The 15,186-nt window shown below is 71.9% G+C and carries 17 protein-coding genes and 1 pseudogene; 11 read left to right on the top strand and 7 right to left on the bottom strand.

Going from position 1 to position 15,186, the window contains the following annotated elements; translation table 11 throughout:
* Nucleotides 1-19 precede the first annotated feature (19 nt).
* Nucleotides 20-829 carry an AraC family transcriptional regulator gene (locus ACWD02_RS09440; RefSeq protein ID WP_451206609.1) on the top strand — a complete coding sequence of 270 codons (810 nt, stop codon included), beginning with the start codon at nucleotides 20-22 and terminating at the stop codon, nucleotides 827-829.
* On the opposite strand, the gene ACWD02_RS09435 is transcribed toward ACWD02_RS09440, so the two are convergent.
* Nucleotides 822-1,658 carry a transglutaminase family protein gene (locus ACWD02_RS09435; protein WP_451206606.1) on the bottom strand — a complete coding sequence of 279 codons (837 nt, stop codon included), beginning with the start codon at nucleotides 1,656-1,658 and terminating at the stop codon, nucleotides 822-824. The two genes, ACWD02_RS09440 and ACWD02_RS09435, sit on opposite strands and share 8 nt — an antisense overlap.
* A gap of 40 nt (nucleotides 1,659-1,698) precedes the next feature.
* Nucleotides 1,699-2,718 (bottom strand): GNAT family N-acetyltransferase, encoded by a 1,020-nt coding sequence (locus ACWD02_RS09430; protein ID WP_451206604.1) that lies wholly within the window; start codon nucleotides 2,716-2,718, stop codon nucleotides 1,699-1,701.
* A 143-nt stretch (nucleotides 2,719-2,861) separates the two neighbouring features.
* Here ACWD02_RS09430 and fdxA point away from each other — a divergent pair, with 143 nt between their 5' ends.
* Both fdxA and ACWD02_RS09420 read left to right on the top strand, forming a co-directional pair.
* Complete coding sequence (gene fdxA, locus ACWD02_RS09425; protein ID WP_030573070.1) at nucleotides 2,862-3,182, top strand: ferredoxin; 321 nt, start codon at nucleotides 2,862-2,864, stop codon at nucleotides 3,180-3,182.
* A gap of 123 nt (nucleotides 3,183-3,305) precedes the next feature.
* Nucleotides 3,306-4,409 (top strand): bifunctional succinyldiaminopimelate transaminase/glutamate-prephenate aminotransferase, encoded by a 1,104-nt coding sequence (locus ACWD02_RS09420; protein WP_451206601.1) that lies wholly within the window; start codon nucleotides 3,306-3,308, stop codon nucleotides 4,407-4,409.
* 104 nt (nucleotides 4,410-4,513) lie between these two features.
* Here the strand turns inward: ACWD02_RS09420 and ACWD02_RS09415 are convergent, their stop codons facing one another.
* A complete protein-coding gene (locus ACWD02_RS09415) occupies nucleotides 4,514-4,984 on the bottom strand; it encodes an ATP-binding protein (protein WP_451206598.1) in 471 nt (156 codons plus the stop codon).
* A gap of 303 nt (nucleotides 4,985-5,287) precedes the next feature.
* Nucleotides 5,288-6,223: a heavy metal transporter gene (locus tag ACWD02_RS09410; RefSeq protein WP_451206595.1), complete on the bottom strand. Its 936-nt coding sequence runs from the start codon at nucleotides 6,221-6,223 to the stop codon at nucleotides 5,288-5,290.
* 62 nt (nucleotides 6,224-6,285) lie between these two features.
* On the opposite strand from ACWD02_RS09410, the gene dapE reads away from it, so the two are divergent.
* Together dapE and ACWD02_RS09400 are read left to right on the top strand one after the other, a co-directional pair.
* Entirely contained in the window at nucleotides 6,286-7,377 is a 1,092-nt protein-coding gene (gene dapE / locus ACWD02_RS09405; protein ID WP_451206592.1) for a succinyl-diaminopimelate desuccinylase, read from the top strand.
* Between the two features lie 88 nt (nucleotides 7,378-7,465).
* A complete protein-coding gene (locus ACWD02_RS09400) occupies nucleotides 7,466-8,221 on the top strand; it encodes an LOG family protein (RefSeq protein WP_451206590.1) in 756 nt (251 codons plus the stop codon).
* Between the two features lie 54 nt (nucleotides 8,222-8,275).
* Here the strand turns inward: ACWD02_RS09400 and folP are convergent, their stop codons facing one another.
* Entirely contained in the window at nucleotides 8,276-9,136 is an 861-nt protein-coding gene (gene folP / locus ACWD02_RS09395) for a dihydropteroate synthase (protein WP_451206588.1), read from the bottom strand.
* Between the two features lie 124 nt (nucleotides 9,137-9,260).
* On the opposite strand from folP, the gene ACWD02_RS09390 reads away from it, so the two are divergent.
* The gene (locus ACWD02_RS09390; protein WP_451206585.1) at nucleotides 9,261-9,674 is read left to right on the top strand and encodes a DivIVA domain-containing protein; all 414 of its coding nucleotides are present in this window, start codon (nucleotides 9,261-9,263) and stop codon (nucleotides 9,672-9,674) included.
* On the top strand, nucleotides 9,671-10,270 hold the full coding sequence (locus tag ACWD02_RS09385; protein ID WP_451206583.1) for a DNA-3-methyladenine glycosylase I: 600 nt from the start codon (nucleotides 9,671-9,673) through the stop codon (nucleotides 10,268-10,270). Before ACWD02_RS09390 ends, ACWD02_RS09385 begins: the two co-directional genes overlap by 4 nt.
* On the opposite strand, the gene chcB is transcribed toward ACWD02_RS09385, so the two are convergent.
* Nucleotides 10,267-11,067 carry a 2-cyclohexenylcarbonyl CoA isomerase gene (gene chcB, locus ACWD02_RS09380; protein WP_451206580.1) on the bottom strand — a complete coding sequence of 267 codons (801 nt, stop codon included), beginning with the start codon at nucleotides 11,065-11,067 and terminating at the stop codon, nucleotides 10,267-10,269. The genes ACWD02_RS09385 and chcB overlap by 4 nt on opposite strands.
* Before the next feature lie 320 nt (nucleotides 11,068-11,387).
* Here chcB and ACWD02_RS09375 point away from each other — a divergent pair, with 320 nt between their 5' ends.
* A complete protein-coding gene (locus ACWD02_RS09375; RefSeq protein WP_003966491.1) occupies nucleotides 11,388-11,555 on the top strand; it encodes a DUF3117 domain-containing protein in 168 nt (55 codons plus the stop codon).
* Nucleotides 11,556-11,664: 109 nt separating this feature from the next.
* Here ACWD02_RS09375 and ACWD02_RS09370 read toward each other — a convergent pair whose 3' ends face one another.
* A complete protein-coding gene (locus tag ACWD02_RS09370; protein WP_365820682.1) occupies nucleotides 11,665-12,363 on the bottom strand; it encodes an O-methyltransferase in 699 nt (232 codons plus the stop codon).
* Between the two features lie 141 nt (nucleotides 12,364-12,504).
* On the opposite strand from ACWD02_RS09370, the gene sigE reads away from it, so the two are divergent.
* The 3 genes and pseudogenes from sigE to ACWD02_RS09355 form a co-directional block, all read left to right on the top strand.
* Nucleotides 12,505-13,272: an RNA polymerase sigma factor SigE gene (gene sigE / locus ACWD02_RS09365; RefSeq protein ID WP_451206578.1), complete on the top strand. Its 768-nt coding sequence runs from the start codon at nucleotides 12,505-12,507 to the stop codon at nucleotides 13,270-13,272.
* Nucleotides 13,269-14,315: a zf-HC2 domain-containing protein gene (locus ACWD02_RS09360; protein WP_451206575.1), complete on the top strand. Its 1,047-nt coding sequence runs from the start codon at nucleotides 13,269-13,271 to the stop codon at nucleotides 14,313-14,315. The genes sigE and ACWD02_RS09360 overlap by 4 nt, the downstream gene beginning before the upstream one ends.
* Before the next feature lie 126 nt (nucleotides 14,316-14,441).
* Nucleotides 14,442-15,186: pseudogene (locus ACWD02_RS09355) on the top strand (hypothetical protein); the annotation flags it as partial.

Raw genomic sequence — 15,186 nt, 5'->3', positions numbered from 1 at the left:
CGTCTTGTACGTTCTTTGCATGGTGGTCCGGCGGGAAATATCCGCATGGCGCCCGCCGGTCGCGGGTGTCGTGGAGGTCTTCCACGCCCACTTCACGGAGCACGCGTACCCGATGCACGTCCACGACGCGTGGACCCTGCTGATCGTCGACGACGGAGCCGTCCGCTACGACCTGGACCGTCACGAGCACGGCACCCCGGCTGACACCGTCTCCCTGCTGCCGCCCCAGGTCCCGCACAACGGCTCGCCCGCCACCCCCGACGGTTTCCGCAAGCGCGTGCTCTACCTGGACATGACACAGCTGGACGCCGGCCTCATCGGCGCGGCGGTGGACGGCCCCGACCTGGTCGACCCCGTCCTGCGCACGCGCGTGGGCCAGCTGCACGCGGCCCTGGCGTGTCGGGGCGACGAGCTGGAGGCCGAGAGCCGCCTGGCCCTGATCAGCGAGCGCCTGCGCGGTCACCTGCGCCCCAGGGCCACCACCCGCGCCCCGGGCGACACCGGTCGCGGCGTCGCCCAGAACCTCCGTGACCTGCTCGACGAGCGGCTCCTCGACGGGGTGACCCTGGACGAGGCGGCGCGCCTGGTCCACGCCCATCCCACCCACCTCGTGCGCGCCTTCAGCGGGGCCTACGGCATCGCACCGCACCAGTACGTGATGTCCCGTCGTGTCGACCGCGCCCGCCGTCTCCTCCTGGCGGGGCAGCCGCCGGGAGAGGTGGCGACCGCCGCCGGTTTCTACGACCAGTCGCACCTCAGCCGGCACTTCAAGCGGGTGGTGGGCATCGCACCGGGGCGGTACGCCCGCACCTCCGGAGCCGTCAGTTGAGCATGGCGCGTGCCGCCCGTGCCTGGTCCCGCACGCGGTCCGCCGTGGTCGGCTCCACCGCCGTCACCACGTCGGCGTACTCCTCGAGCTCGGCGGCGCCCGCGAGGAAGTCGCCGCGCTGGACGAGCAGTTGGGCCCGTTCGTAGCGCAGCCGTGCCGGGTGGGCGGGCAGCAGCAGGGAGAGCTCCACGGCCCAGAGCGCGACGTCCGAGCGCTCGGGGCGGGCCGCCGCCCACGCACGGATGTTGTTGAGGATGCGCAGCACGATGTTCAGCGGGTCGGCGGGCGTCAGCATCGACGCGGACACTGTGCCGCCCGACGACCCGGCGACGAGCAGCTCCGCGTCCGCGCCCGTGAGCAGCCGCCCGCCGGCGAACGGATCGGTGAGCACCTGCTCCTCGCGGGTGCCGAAGCCGACGACGAAGTGACCGGGCAGCGCGACGCCGTAGACGGGTGCGCCGGCCCGGCGGGCCACCTCGATCCACACCACCGAGAGCAGGATCGGAAGACCGCGGCGGCGGCGCAGCACCTCGTGCAGCAGGGAGGAGTCGAGGCGCTGGTAGTCGGCGGGCGTGCCCATGAACCCGCATTGCGCGCCCAGGAGTTCGGCGAGGGCGGCTGCCCACTCCCGGGCCCCGCCGGGGCGGTAGGGGAGCTGTCCGGCGAGCCGGTCGAGCTCGATCTGCGCCGCGTCGATGCCGTCGTCGCCGAGCCCGGGGTCCGCCTCCGCGCTCACCAGGAGGCACAGCAGGGACAGGTCGGGCCGCTCGGACCTGGCTTCCTCGGCGAACCGCCGCCGGGACGCGGCCGTCCTTGACTCCTCGTGCATGCGTGCCTCGTGCCTTACTTACCGAGCCGACCGGTAGAAGCTACCGAGCCGACGGGTATCGATAGTGGTGGTACGTGTGGTGCGCGGCGAAGCCAAGACCGCCGTACAGCGCCCGCGCACCTTCGTTGTCGTCCTCGACCTGCAGCCAGGCCGCCGAAGCGCCCTCGGCCAGCGCCTGCCGGGAGAGCGCGGCCATCACGGCCGTCGCCAGCCCCTGCCTGCGGTGCGCCGGATCCACCTCGACCGCCATGAATCCCGCCCAGCGTCCGTCCACGACGCACCGCCCGATCGCGGCGGGCCCCGCGTCAGGAGAGGCCCCGGGCACGGAAGCGAACCACACCGACGGGCCGCCCGCCAGCACCTTGCGCACATGGGAACCCGGCACCTTGAATCGCTTGTACCGGCGCAGCCACGCCTCGTCGAAGGAGCGCGCGAGAAGCACGTGGTCCGGCCCTGCTCCGGGCACGTCCCGATCGCCGAGGGGCGCGAGAGCGCCGACGTGGATCGCGGAGCTCACCTCGCGCTCCCAGCCCCGCTCCTCGAGCTCGGCGCACAGCAGCTCCTGGGTGTCCTCGGCCCCGGTGGCGGTCTGGACGTACGCGGGCAGCTCCCGCCGCGCGTACCACTGACGTACGTACGCCAGCGCCTCGTCCAGCGGCCGTCCCGGATCGCCCAGCGGCAGCACCGAGTTGGCCCGCCGGGTGAATCCGGCCGCCGCGCGCAGCTCCCACTCGCCGAGCGGCTCGCTCTCCACGGGCGGCCAGGCGCGCGCCGCCACCCGGGCCAGCTCACGGTAGGAGGCCGCCGGGCCGCGCCTGCGGGCCGGGGCGGAGGGGACCACCTTGCCCGCCACCAGGGAACTCTCCGCGATGTGGACACGCTCGCCGTCGCGTCGTGTGATCAGTACCACACCGTCGTTCCACGATGTGAGAACACCCACCGTGTCAGTGAACTTGCCACCCGTCCCGGGCCCTTCGTTCAGGCGGCGCACCGACACGCGTTTGCCCACGTCAGCAGGGTTGATGCGCACCTCAAGCCGTCCGCCCGCAGTGAATTCCACAGCTCTGTACGCCCCTCCTGTTCGGATCATGCCCGGGAACGGAGATACTAGAGGCGGGCATCGACGACGCCGCGCTCCCGCGCGCCAGGCGAGCGGAGCCTGAGGACGGCCCGCCAGCGCCCGTATCGAGGAGGAACGACAGCGTGACCTACGTCATCGCGCAGCCTTGTGTCGACGTCAAGGACAAGGCGTGCATCGAGGAGTGCCCGGTCGACTGCATTTACGAGGGCTCCCGGTCCTTGTACATCCACCCGGACGAATGCGTCGACTGCGGAGCCTGCGAACCGGTCTGCCCGGTCGAGGCGATCTTCTACGAGGACGACACCCCGGAAGAGTGGAAGGACTACTACAAGGCGAACGTCGAGTTCTTCGACGAGCTCGGATCGCCCGGTGGTGCCAGCAAGCTCGGTCTGATCGAGCGCGACCACGCCTTCATCGCCGCATTGCCGCCGCAGAACCAGTAACGGCGGCTTGAAGCGCCGCCCCGGTCCCGTACGGCACAAGTCGCCGTGCGGGACCGAGGCATTTGTCCACCCAGTGCGTACACGCATCACGGCAGTACGTACACGCAGTACGGGAGTCAGCACGTGTCCGTAGTCTCCGGTCTCTCCGGCCGCCTTCCCGCCTTCCCCTGGGACAAGCTCGAGCCGTACAAGGCCACGGCGGCCGCCCACCCCGGCGGCATCGTCGACCTTTCGGTGGGCACCCCGGTCGACCCGGTCCCCGAGCTGATCCAGAAAGCGCTGGTCGCGGCGGCGGACTCGCCGGGCTACCCGACGGTGTGGGGCACGCCCGAGCTGCGCGACGCGATCACCGGCTGGTGCGAGCGGCGCCTCGGCGCGCGCGACGTCACGCACCGGAACGTGCTGCCCGTCGTGGGCTCCAAGGAACTGGTGGCCTGGCTCCCGACGCAGCTGGGCCTCGGCCCGGGTGACGTCGTCGCCTACCCGCGCCTCGCCTACCCGACGTACGAGGTGGGCGCGCGTCTCGCCCGCGCCGACTACGTCTCGTACGACGACCCGACGGACCTCGACCCGACGAACCTCAAGCTGCTCTGGCTCAACTCGCCCTCGAACCCGACCGGTCGCGTCCTGTCCAAGGGAGAGCTGACCCGGACCGTCGCCTGGGCGCGTAAGCATGGCGTGCTCCTGGTGAGCGACGAGTGCTACCTGGAGCTCGGCTGGGAGGCCGAGCCCGTCTCGGTGCTGCACCCGGACGTGTGCGGTGGTTCGTTCGAGGGGGTCGTCGCCGTCCACTCGCTCTCCAAGCGGTCGAACCTCGCGGGCTACCGCGCCGCGTTCATCGCCGGTGACGCGGACGTCCTCGGTGAGCTGCTGCAGATCCGCAAGCACGGCGGCATGATGACGTCCGCGCCGACGCAGGCGGCCGTCGTCGCGGCGCTCGGCGACGACGAGCACGTGCGCGAGCAGCGCGATCGGTACGCGGCCCGGCGCACCGCCCTGCGCGACGCCCTCCTGAAGCACGGCTTCCGCATCGAGCACAGCGAGGCGAGCCTCTACCTCTGGGCGACCCGCGACGAGTCCTGTTGGGACACCGTCGGGCACCTCGCGGACCTGGGCATCCTGGTGGCGCCCGGCGACTTCTACGGCCCGGCGGGCGACCGCTTCGTGCGCGTGGCGCTCACGGCGTCGGACGAGCGCGTGGCCGCGGCGGTGGAGCGGCTCGCCTGAGCCGCTGACCGCTGACCGCTGACCGCGGCCCCGGTTGCGGTGGCCGACGCGCGAGGAGGGCCCGGAGCCAGTGGCTCCGGGCCCTCCTCGCGGTTACGCGGTGATCAGCCGAGCGGCAGGCTCTTGACCGGCAGCTGGTCGGTGGGCAGTCCGCCCTTGGTGACCGCGTCCGTCGGCAGGCCCTCGCCGACGGCGTCGGTCGGCAGACCGCCCTTGGTGGCCGTGCCCGCGGTGTCGCCGACCACGTCGCCGGCGCTGCCCGCGAGGTCGCCCGCGGCCTTCTGGGCGACGGGAGTCGCGGTCTTGGCGCCCGAACCGACGACCTTGCCGGCGGTCGGCACGCCCTTCTTCACTGCCTTGCTGCCGGTCTCACCCGCGAGACCGGTGGTGTTCTGAGCCGCGCCGTCGACGGTGTTGCCCAGACCGGCACTGTCCAGGGCGGTCACACCGCCCAGGTCGGGGGCGGCCGGAAGCTGGGCGGCGCTTGCGGAGCCGGCCGCACCGACCACGGGAGCCGCCCCCGCTGCGATGAGCAGCGCGGCGCGGGCGATCCTGCGGGTCAGGGGGAGGGACATGATGCTCCTTCAGACGGGAGAGTGCGTTGGTGTGTCCGGCCGGATGGGGCCCGGCGTTCGGACGCAGTGACTACCGCTCGAAGCCCTCGAAGGTTGCGGTGGGCCAACGCAAAGAATTGGCAATGCATCGCATAATCGGCTGTGGATAAAAACGGGCAAAACGATCAGCTCCGGTGAGGCTGCTGAAACGTCAATGCCCTGTGCTCGCAAGGGGTCCGAAGGGCGGAGGCGTGAGGGCGCGAACCTCTGGGCGGCACTTCGCCCGTGCGTGATCAGCGTGACTCGATCGGGTGATCCGCCGCACTACTGCCCAATGACGATTCGGACGTCGCCCGAGCCCGTTCCGCCGTCCGCGGGTCGTCCGTCCGTGCCTGCCGCACCCGTCTTGCCCGGCTTGCGCCATTTCTTCCCGGAGTCGTCGGCGCTCCACTCCCGGCCGCCGTACGAGACGCGCTCGATGCCGAGCGCCGACGCCTGGGCCACCGCCCAGTGCGCGAGCTCCCAGCCCCGCTGCTCGCCGCCTCCCGCGCCCGACGCCGTGGAGTTCACCGGCACGGTGACGGTGTCCCCGCCGCCGCTGCCACCCTCCGGCGCGACCTCGCGGCCGAAGTCGCGGGCCAGGGCGGCCCGCACCTTCGCCGGGTCGCCCGGTTCGTCGGCCGTGCGGCCCTCGCAGGTGAGGGTGGCGGGGGCGCGGCCGGTGAGCGCGGCGGCGAGCAGCACGGCGTCCGGCTCGTGCTTCGCGTACGCCTGGGGGTAGCCGCTGCGCTGCACGCGCTGCGCGGCGACGGTCAGGGGGAGCCGTGAATAGCCCGGGACGTCCTTGAGGTGGTCGTAGAAACGCGCCGCCGAGTACGCCGGGTCCATGATCTGTTTCTCGTTGCCCCAGCCCTGTGAGGGCCGCTGCTGGAAGAGGCCGAGCGAGTCCCGGTCGCCATGGCTGATGTTGCGGAGCCCCGACTCCTGCAGGGCCGTCGCCAGGGCGATGGTGACCGCCCGCTCCGGCATGCCGCGGGAGGTGCCCACGGCGGCGACCGTCGCCGCGTTCTCGGCCTGCTCGGCGCCGAATTCGTACGACGCCCCGTCGCCGTTGCCCGAGACGACCTGGCAGCGTGGCGCGGCCTTGCCCCCGAAGACGTACTGGACGACCACATAGCCCACGAGCGCGAGCAGGACCGCGACCGCGGCCCCGATACGGAGGAGGCGGCCGCGCCGGACGAGGGTGGGGGGCTCAGGCACGCGACCAAGGTACTGGAGGCCACCGACAAGGCGGCGCGCCGAGGGGCGTTAGGGTCGAAACCATGGCTCAGACCTCACACGACGCGTCGCTCGACCTCACGCTCGACGCCGCCGCGCTCACCGCCCGGCTGGTCGACTTCCCGTCGCCGAGCGGTCAGGAGAAGACCCTCGCGGACGCGATCGAGACGGCCCTGCGCGGCCTTCCGCACCTCACGGTCGACCGGCACGGCAACAACGTGGTGGCCCGCACGAACCTGGGCCGGGCCGAGCGCGTGATCCTCGCCGGACACATCGACACGGTCCCGATCGCGGACAACGTGCCGTCGCGCCTGGACGAGGACGGCATCCTGTGGGGCTGCGGCACCTGTGACATGAAGTCGGGCGTCGCCGTCCAGCTGCGCATCGCGCAGACCGTGACCGAGCCGAACCGCGACCTCACCTTCGTCTTCTACGACAACGAAGAGGTCGCCGCCCACCTGAACGGCCTCGGCCACGTCGCCGAGGCCCACCCCGACTGGCTCGCGGGCGACTTCGCGGTCCTCCTGGAGCCGACCGGCAACCAGGTCGAGGGCGGCTGCCAGGGCACCCTGCGGGTCTTCCTCAAGACGAAGGGCACGCGCGCGCACTCCGCGCGCGCGTGGATGGGCTCCAACGCCATCCACAAGGCCGCGCCGATCCTCGCGAAGCTCGCCGCGTACGAACCGCGCAAGCCGGTCGTCGACGGCCTTCGGTACCACGAGGGACTCAACGCCGTACGCGTCGAGGGCGGCGTCGCGACCAACGTCATCCCCGACGAGTGCACCGTCGTCGTGAACTTCCGTTACGCGCCGGACCGCAGCGAGGACGAGGCACTCGCCTTCGTGCGCGACTACTTCGCCGACTGCGAGATCGACGAGTTCATCGTCGACGACCACACGGGCGCCGCGCGCCCCGGCCTCGACCATCCGGCCGCCGCGGCCTTCATGGCGGCGGTCGGCGGCCAGGCGCAGCCCAAGTTCGGCTGGACGGACGTCTCCCGCTTCAGCGCGCTCGGTGTGCCCGCCGTGAACTACAGCCCGGGCAACCCGCTGCTCGCCCACAAGATCGACGAGCGGGTGCAGGCCTCCCTCATCCCGGAGGCCGAGAAGCGGCTCAGCGCCTGGTTGACATCCTGAGTTCTGTTGAGGATGCGACGCCTGTAACGCCCGTAGACCTACGCTGAAGTGGCACGTCGAGCAAGAGTGTCAGCGGAAGGGGATGTTCATGGGTAGTCCAGAAGGGCAGGGCCCGCGGGACGAGCAGCACTTGGGGCCCGTGGTGCGGCGGCGTGAGCAGATCACCCCGGGCACCACGGACCAGCGTCTCCTCGACACCGACGCCGAGGGCCAGTCGGAGTGGGTGCACACCGACCCCTGGCGGGTCATGCGCATCCAGTCGGAATTCGTCGAGGGCTTCGGCGCGCTCGCCGAACTCCCCAGCGCCATCAGCGTCTTCGGCTCGGCACGCACGCCGGTCGGTTCGCTGGAGTACGAGGCGGGTGTCCGCATCGGCAAGGCGCTCGTCGATGCGGGCTTCGCCGTGATCACCGGGGGCGGCCCCGGCGCCATGGAGGCCGCCAACAAGGGCGCGCGGGAGGCCAAGGGCGTCTCCGTCGGCCTCGGCATCGAGCTGCCCTTCGAGCAGGGCCTCAACGAACACGTCGACATCGGCGTGAACTTCCGCTACTTCTTCGTGCGGAAGACCATGTTCGTGAAGTACGCGCAGGGCTTCGTGGTCCTGCCCGGCGGTCTCGGCACCCTGGACGAGCTCTTCGAGGCGCTCACCCTCGTCCAGACCCGCAAGGTGACGCGCTTCCCGATCGTCCTCTTCGGATCGGCGTACTGGGGCGGACTCGTCGACTGGCTGCGCGACACGGTGGTGGCGGGCGGCAAGGCGTCCGAGCACGACCTGCACCTCTTCCACGTCACGGACGACGTGGACGAGGCGGTCGCCCTGGTCACCAAGGAAGTCGGCCGCTAGGGCCCTTTCGCCGGGCGGGCGCACGCCTGGCCCGCCCGGCGGCCGTTCGCTCCGCTACGCCAGTCCCCGGCGGGCCACGGCCGGATCCCGGTGCCCCGCGATGGTGGCGACCATGTCCAGGACCTGCCGCGTCTCCGCGACCTCGTGCACCCGGTACACCTGCGCCCCCAGCCAGGCCGAGACGGCGGTCGTGGCCAGCGTCCCGAGCACACGCTCCTTGACCGGCTTGTCGAGCGTCTCGCCGACGAAGTCCTTGTTGGACAGGGACACCAGGACGGGCCACCCGGTGTCGACCATCTCGCCGAGCCGCCGCGTCGCCTCCAGGGAATGCCGCGTGTTCTTCCCGAAGTCGTGCCCGGGATCGATCATCACGGACTCACGCGGCACCCCGAGCGCGACCGCGCGCTCGGCGAGGCCGAGGGTGACCGAGAGGATGTCGGCCATGACGTCCTCGTACGCCATCCGGTGCGGTCGGGTGCGCGGCTCGGCGCCGCCCGCGTGCGTGCACACCAGACCCACGCCGTGGCGCGCGGCCACCTCCGCGAGCCGCGGGTCGACCCCGCCCCACGCGTCGTTCAGGAGGTCGGCGCCCGCCTCACAGACCGCCTCGCCGACCTCATGCCTCCACGTGTCGACGCTGATCACGACATCGGGGAACCGCTTGCGCACATCGGCGACGAAACCGACCGTACGGCGCGCCTCCTCCTCGGCCGTCACCTCCTCGCCGGGACCGGCCTTGACCCCGCCGATGTCGATGATGGCGGCGCCCTCCGACACCGCCTGCTCCACGCGGGCGAGCGCGGGCTCGTCACGGAACGTGGCGCCCTGGTCGTAGAAGGAGTCAGGGGTCCGGTTCACGATCGCCATGATCACCGGCTCGTGCGCGTCGAATTCACGCCTGCCAAGCCTGAGCATCCCCTGTGAGCCTCCTTCGTCGGTGCCGTGGTCCGGCCGCCTGCGACCTTAACTGTCACAGGGGCATGGCACGATCAGAGCCTGACAGTTTCAGCACGGCAGTCGAGCGTGGGGGCCTGAAGAGATGGTCTTGTTCTTGTTCCTGGTCATCGCCCTCGTCGTGGTGGTCGGCGCGGTGACCCTGGCCGTGGTGGGCGGCGGGGAGCGCGCCGCGCTGCCCGACGTGCCGGCCGAGCGGTTCACCGACCCGCTGCCGCCGGACCGTGCCCTGCGCCGCGCGGACGTGGAGGCACTGCGCTTCCCGCTGACCGTGCGGGGCTATCGCATGGCGGACGTGGACGACGCGCTCGGCCGCCTCGCCGCCGAACTCGCCGAGCGTGACGCCCACATCGCGGAGCTGGAGGCGGCCCTCGCGGGCGCCCAGGCCACCGCGGTCGGCGGCCCCGGCCTCCTCAAGACGCACGCCCCGGCCAGGCCCGAGGACCACGCCGCCCCGAGGACTCTCAAGGACGCGGCCGAAGAGGAGGACGGACGGTGAGCGGCGACGCGGTGGCGGGCCCGGACGGCAGACTCCGCTGCCCCTGGGGCCTCTCGACCGAGGACTACGTGGCGTACCACGACGACGAGTGGGGCCGCCCGGTCCACGGGGACGACGCGCTGTACGAGCGGCTCTGCCTGGAGGCCTTCCAGTCGGGCCTCTCCTGGATCACGATCCTGCGCCGCCGCGAGGGCTTCCGTGCCGCCTTCGCGAACTTCGAGATCGCCGAGGTCGCGCGATTCACGGACTCCGACCGCGAGCGGCTCCTCGCCGACCCCGGCATCATCCGCAACCGCGCCAAGGTCGACGCGACCCTCGCCAACGCGCGCGTGCTCGCCGACTGGTCCGACGGCGAGCTCGACGAGCTCATCTGGTCGCACGCGCCGGACCCGGCGTCCCGCAAGGCCCCGGGCACGCTGGCCGACGTACCGGCGATCACGCCCGAGTCCACGGCCCTGTCCAAGGCCCTGAAGAAGCGCGGCATCCGATTCGTCGGCCCCACCACGGCGTACGCCCTGATGCAGGCCTGCGGCCTGGTGAACGACCACCTGGAGGACTGCGTGATCCGCGTCCCCCGGGACGGCTCGAAGGGCTAGCGGCCCAGGTACTTGGGCTTCGCCTTGTCCAGGAACGCCTGGACGGCGATCGCGTGGTCCTCGGACGCGCCCGCCTTCGTCTGGAGCTCGTCCTCCTTCTCCAGGGCCTCCTCCAGGGTGTGGCCCGCCGCGTAGGCGAGCGACTCCTTGAGGGCCCCGTAGGCGAGGGTGGGGCCCTCGGCCAGGGTGCGGGCCAGCTTCTCGGCCTCGGCCGCCAACTCGGCCTCGGGGACGACCCTGTTGGCGATGCCCAGGTCGTACGCCTCCTGCGCGCCGATGTTGCGCGGGAACAGCAGCAGGTCGCTCGCGCGGCCGGGCCCGATCACGCGCTGCAGCGTCCAGGAGACGCCCGAGTCGGCGGTCAGCGCGACCCCGGCGAAGGACGTGTTGAAACGCGCGGTGTCCGCGACGATCCGGTAGTCGGCGGCGAGGGCGAAGCCGAGACCCGCGCCCGCCGCGACGCCGTTCACCCCGGCGACGACCGGCTTGGCCATCCCGGTCAGCGCGCGCAGGACGGGGTTGTAGTGCTCCCGCACGGTGCTCATCGTCTGCCCGGTGCCCGCGGCGCGGTCCGCCATGAGGGAACCGACGTGTTCCTTCAGGTCCTGCCCCACACAGAAGGCGCGTCCGGTCGCGGTGAGCAGCACGGCACGGACCGCGGGGTCCGACCCGGCCGACTCCACCGCCTCCCGCAGGGCGACCTTGGCCTCGACGTTCATCGCGTTCATCGCCTCGGGGCGGTTGAGCGTGATGGTCGCGAGCCCGTCGCTCACCTCGTAGAGCACGGTGTCGGCCATGGTGAATCCCCTCCAGTGGTCCTGCGCCGGTCATCTTTGTCCGAGCCCAGCATGACGGAGATCATCGGGCTCCGACATGAGGGGAGATATGTGACCTGCGTCAAAGAATTCCTGGCCATGGAGGCGTAAGAGGCGGCGAAGTATCGCAGCCACATCGCCGAATTGAGTGGTTTTGCGGGCGCGCGTTGCGCAAGCGATGCAGACCGATGTTGGTCATCGGGTCCTGCCATGCGGGATAATGGCCTGGAAGCAATGTGTTCGATGCCGGTGACACCTGGGTTGTCGGCTGCGATGAGCTGGTTTCAGGAAGGGGAACGAGCATGGCGGCCATGAAGCCGCGAACGGGCGACGGCCCGCTCGAGGTGACCAAGGAGGGGCGGGGCATCGTCATGCGCGTTCCGCTCGAAGGCGGCGGGCGACTTGTCGTCGAACTGACTCCGGACGAGGCCGATGCACTCGGCGACGCCCTGAAGAAGGTCGTCGGCTGACGCGGAAGCGCCCACACTTTTTCACTGCCCCGGCATCGTCACGACATGCCGGGGCAGTGCTATGTCCACGACGGACCCGCAGGTTGTGTACGGCGAAACCGGCGGAGCGCTACCGCTTGACGGCGCAGAGCAGGCCGTCGCCCACCGGGAGCAACGCCGGCATCAGGTCCTGGCTCTCCCGCACGGTCCGCAGCAGCTCGCGGATGCGCAGCACCTCGACGGGCTGCGGGCCGGAGTCCACCGTCCGGCCGTCGGAGAAGGCGCCCTCGAAGCAGACGAGACCGCCGGGGCGCAGCAGGCGCAACGATTCAGCGAGGTAGTCCAGGTACTCCGTGCGGTCGCCGTCACAGAACACGAGGTCGTAGCCGCCGTCCGCGAGACGCGGGAGTACGTCGAGCGCGCGGCCGGGGATGAAGCGCGCGCGGTTGCCGGCGAACCCGGCGGCACGGAAGGCCTCCCGGGCGAACTGCTGGCGCTCGGGCTCGGGGTCGACAGTGGTCAGCACGCCGTCGGGCCGCATCCCGTGCAGCAGGTGGAGCCCGGACACGCCCGTGCCCGTCCCGATCTCGGCGACGGCCTTGGCGTCCGCGGTGGCGGCCAGCAGGCGCAGTGCGGCGCCGGTACCGGGAGACACCGAGGGCAGGCCCGCGTCCTGGGCCCGGTCACGGGCCCAGCGTGTGGCCTCGTCCTCGGCGACAAAGGCGTCGGCGAACGCCCAGCTCGTCTGCCGGTTGCCGGTAATGGCCCTCTCCTGTCCCCGTGGGTGCCTGGCCGTGACTGTATCCGTTGGGGGTGGGAACCCGCAGATGGGACCGGGCGTTTAGTAGGGGTAGGCGGACGCCGGGGGTAACGAATGGATCAAGACTGGCTGCGGGCCCTGCGACCAGGCAGGAAGCCCGTACCAAATTCCAGTAAAAATGCTTATCCGGAGCTAACGGGCGAGGTGGTTATGGTAGGGGCTCCACTGGACACCACCAGAGCCGACAGGGGAGGTGCGGCTGCGTCCGCGGATCGGGGAGGAGCGCTGAGGCGCTTTCTCGGGTTGGCGGGTGAGCCGAAATCCGTGACCGAGACCGCTGACCGATTCCACACCGCCAACTCCGCTCAGACCGCGACCTTTGCCGCTGATGCGGAATCGCAGGCGTGGACTCCGCCCACCTGGGAGGAGATCGTCAGCACGCACAGCGGACGCGTCTACCGCCTCGCATATCGCCTGACCGGCAATCAGCACGACGCCGAGGACCTCACGCAGGAGGTCTTCGTCCGTGTCTTCCGGTCCCTGTCGACCTACACCCCCGGCACGTTCGAGGGCTGGCTGCACCGCATCACCACGAATCTTTTCCTGGACATGGTGCGCCGCAAGCAGCGCATCCGTTTCGACGCCCTCGGGGACGACGCGGCCGAGCGCCTCCCCAGCCGTGAGCCGTCACCGCAGCAGGTCTTCAACGACACGCACTTCGACGCGGACGTCCAGCAGGCTCTCGACACCCTCGCGCCCGAGTTCCGTGCGGCAGTGGTCCTGTGCGACATCGAGGGCCTCTCGTACGAGGAGATCGCCGCGACTCTCGGCGTCAAGCTGGGCACGGTCCGCAGCCGTATCCACCGCGGCCGTTCGCAGCTGCGCAAGGCCCTTCAGCACCGGTCGCCCGAAGCCCGCGCCGAGCGCCGCTCGCTCGCAGGAGCCGTGGCGCTGGGAGGAGGGGGCGCGACCGCGTGAGTGGATCACGGTCGAATCCTGCCGAGCGGCATCTGGCCGAGCAGCATCTGGGGGACCGACTCGCCGCCCTGGTGGACGGTGAGTTGGGCCATGACGCGCGTGAGCGGGTTCTCGCTCATCTCGCGACCTGTCCGAAGTGCAAGACCGAGGCCGACGCACAGCGGCGGCTGAAGAGTGTCTTCGCCGAGGCGGCGCCGCCGCCTCCCTCCGAGAGTTTCCTCGCCCGGCTCCAAGGCCTTCCCGGCGGTGGCAGCGAGCCCCCTTCGGGCCCCAGGCCTCCTGGCAGCGGCGGCTTCGCCACCGCGGACAGTGAGTCAGGGCTGCCGCCGAGCGGAATCTTCGGCGTGCGGCCCGAGACCTTCGGCTACGCACCATCGGGCAGCCATGCCGCGGTGCTGCCGGGGTCGGGGCGCGGTTTCCGCCTCCATGACGTCGACCGCCGTGACGTCGGCCGTGCCGAGGCCGAGCGGTCGCTGTGGCGCGGGCGGCGGTTCGCCTTCGCCGCCGCCGGTGCGGTGTCGCTGGCCGCGATAGCACTGGGCGGTGTCACGACGGGCATTCCCACCGACCCGGGCAACCCACGCGCGGGTTCCGGCACGAGCAACAGCTCGGGCAGCACCACCTCGGGCAACAGCAAGAGCAACGCGTCGCCGATGCGTTCGCCGGGCTCGGGAGTCACCGCGGCTCCCGATTCGGTGCGCCGCCGGGGCAGCGGGCCGCTGTCGGTGCAGGGCCAGCGTCCCGGGGTCCTCGCGGCGCCGGTCGCGCCCACGCAGGCGAGCGGGCCCCTGCTGCCCGGAGTGCCCGCGCGGGGTCCTCGTGTCCAGCAGCCCGAGCCGGTGTACGCCGGGCATCAGGTCGCGGCTCCGATGCTGACCGGCGCGGCGATCATGTCCCCGCTGATCCGGCCGGTCCCTCCTGTCGTACAGGGCACCGCGTCCCCCGCGGGCACCGTGCCCACGGCGGGCGGGGCGGACCCGGCACGTACCGCGGCGTCCTCGCCCATCGAGGGCACGCTGCAGGGCACTTCGCAGATACGCTGACGTGCTCTGCGCTTCGGCGCGGGAACCTGGTTGAATCCTCGGTGGGCCGTGCCTGCCCGAGGCTTGTGGCGGGCGCGGAGATGAGCACGTGATCGGCGTCCGCCGTAGGCCAGGTGTGGGGAGAGCATGGACGAGGGCAAGCCCACGAAGGCGAAGTGGTGGAGCCGCCCCAGGCCGGCCTCCGCATCTGACGGAAGGGGCGGCCCCGACGAGGGGACAGGCGCCGACGGCCGAGCGGAAGACGCCTCGGGCGACTTCACCCTGGCCGCGGCGACACCACCGGCCGCAGCCAAGCCCGGCTCCGAGCCCGGCCCCGCCACTCCGGCCGCGACCGCCCAGGGGGTACCCGCGCAGACCGGCACGACTCCCGGCGCACCCACGGAGCCCGGCTCCAGCGCCTTGGCTGCGCCTGAGGCTGCAAGTGCGCCTGGTGCCATGACGCCGCCTGCCGCTGCCAGCGCCTCTGATGCCATGGCTTCCCCCGAGGCGGCAGGCGCCCCCGGTGCCATGACTCCGCCCGAGGCGTCCAACGCCCCCGGTGCCATGACGCCGCCTGCCGCTGCCCCCGGTGCGGTGGCTGCGCCCGAGGCTGCCACTGCCCCCGGTGCCATGACTCCGCCCGAGGCGTCCAACGCCCCCGGTGCCATGACGCCGCCTGCCGCTGCCCCCGCCCCTGGCGCCACGCCTCCGCCCGAGGCTGCCCCCGCCCCCGGCACCACGCCTCCGCCCGACGCTGCCGCCGCCCCCGGCGCTCCCGCCGACCGCCCCCGTCCGCTGCACGACCCCGATCCGTACAGCACCCCGCCCTACGGTGAGCCCGGCCCCTGGGCCCCCGCCCCGCCCGTACAGCACCCGGCGGCGACCCCGGCTC

The sequence above is a fragment of the Streptomyces sp. NPDC002853 genome (assembly GCF_053591915.1).
Note: the sequence above shows the minus strand (reverse complement) of the source record. Positions and strands in the feature narration are given on the sequence as shown.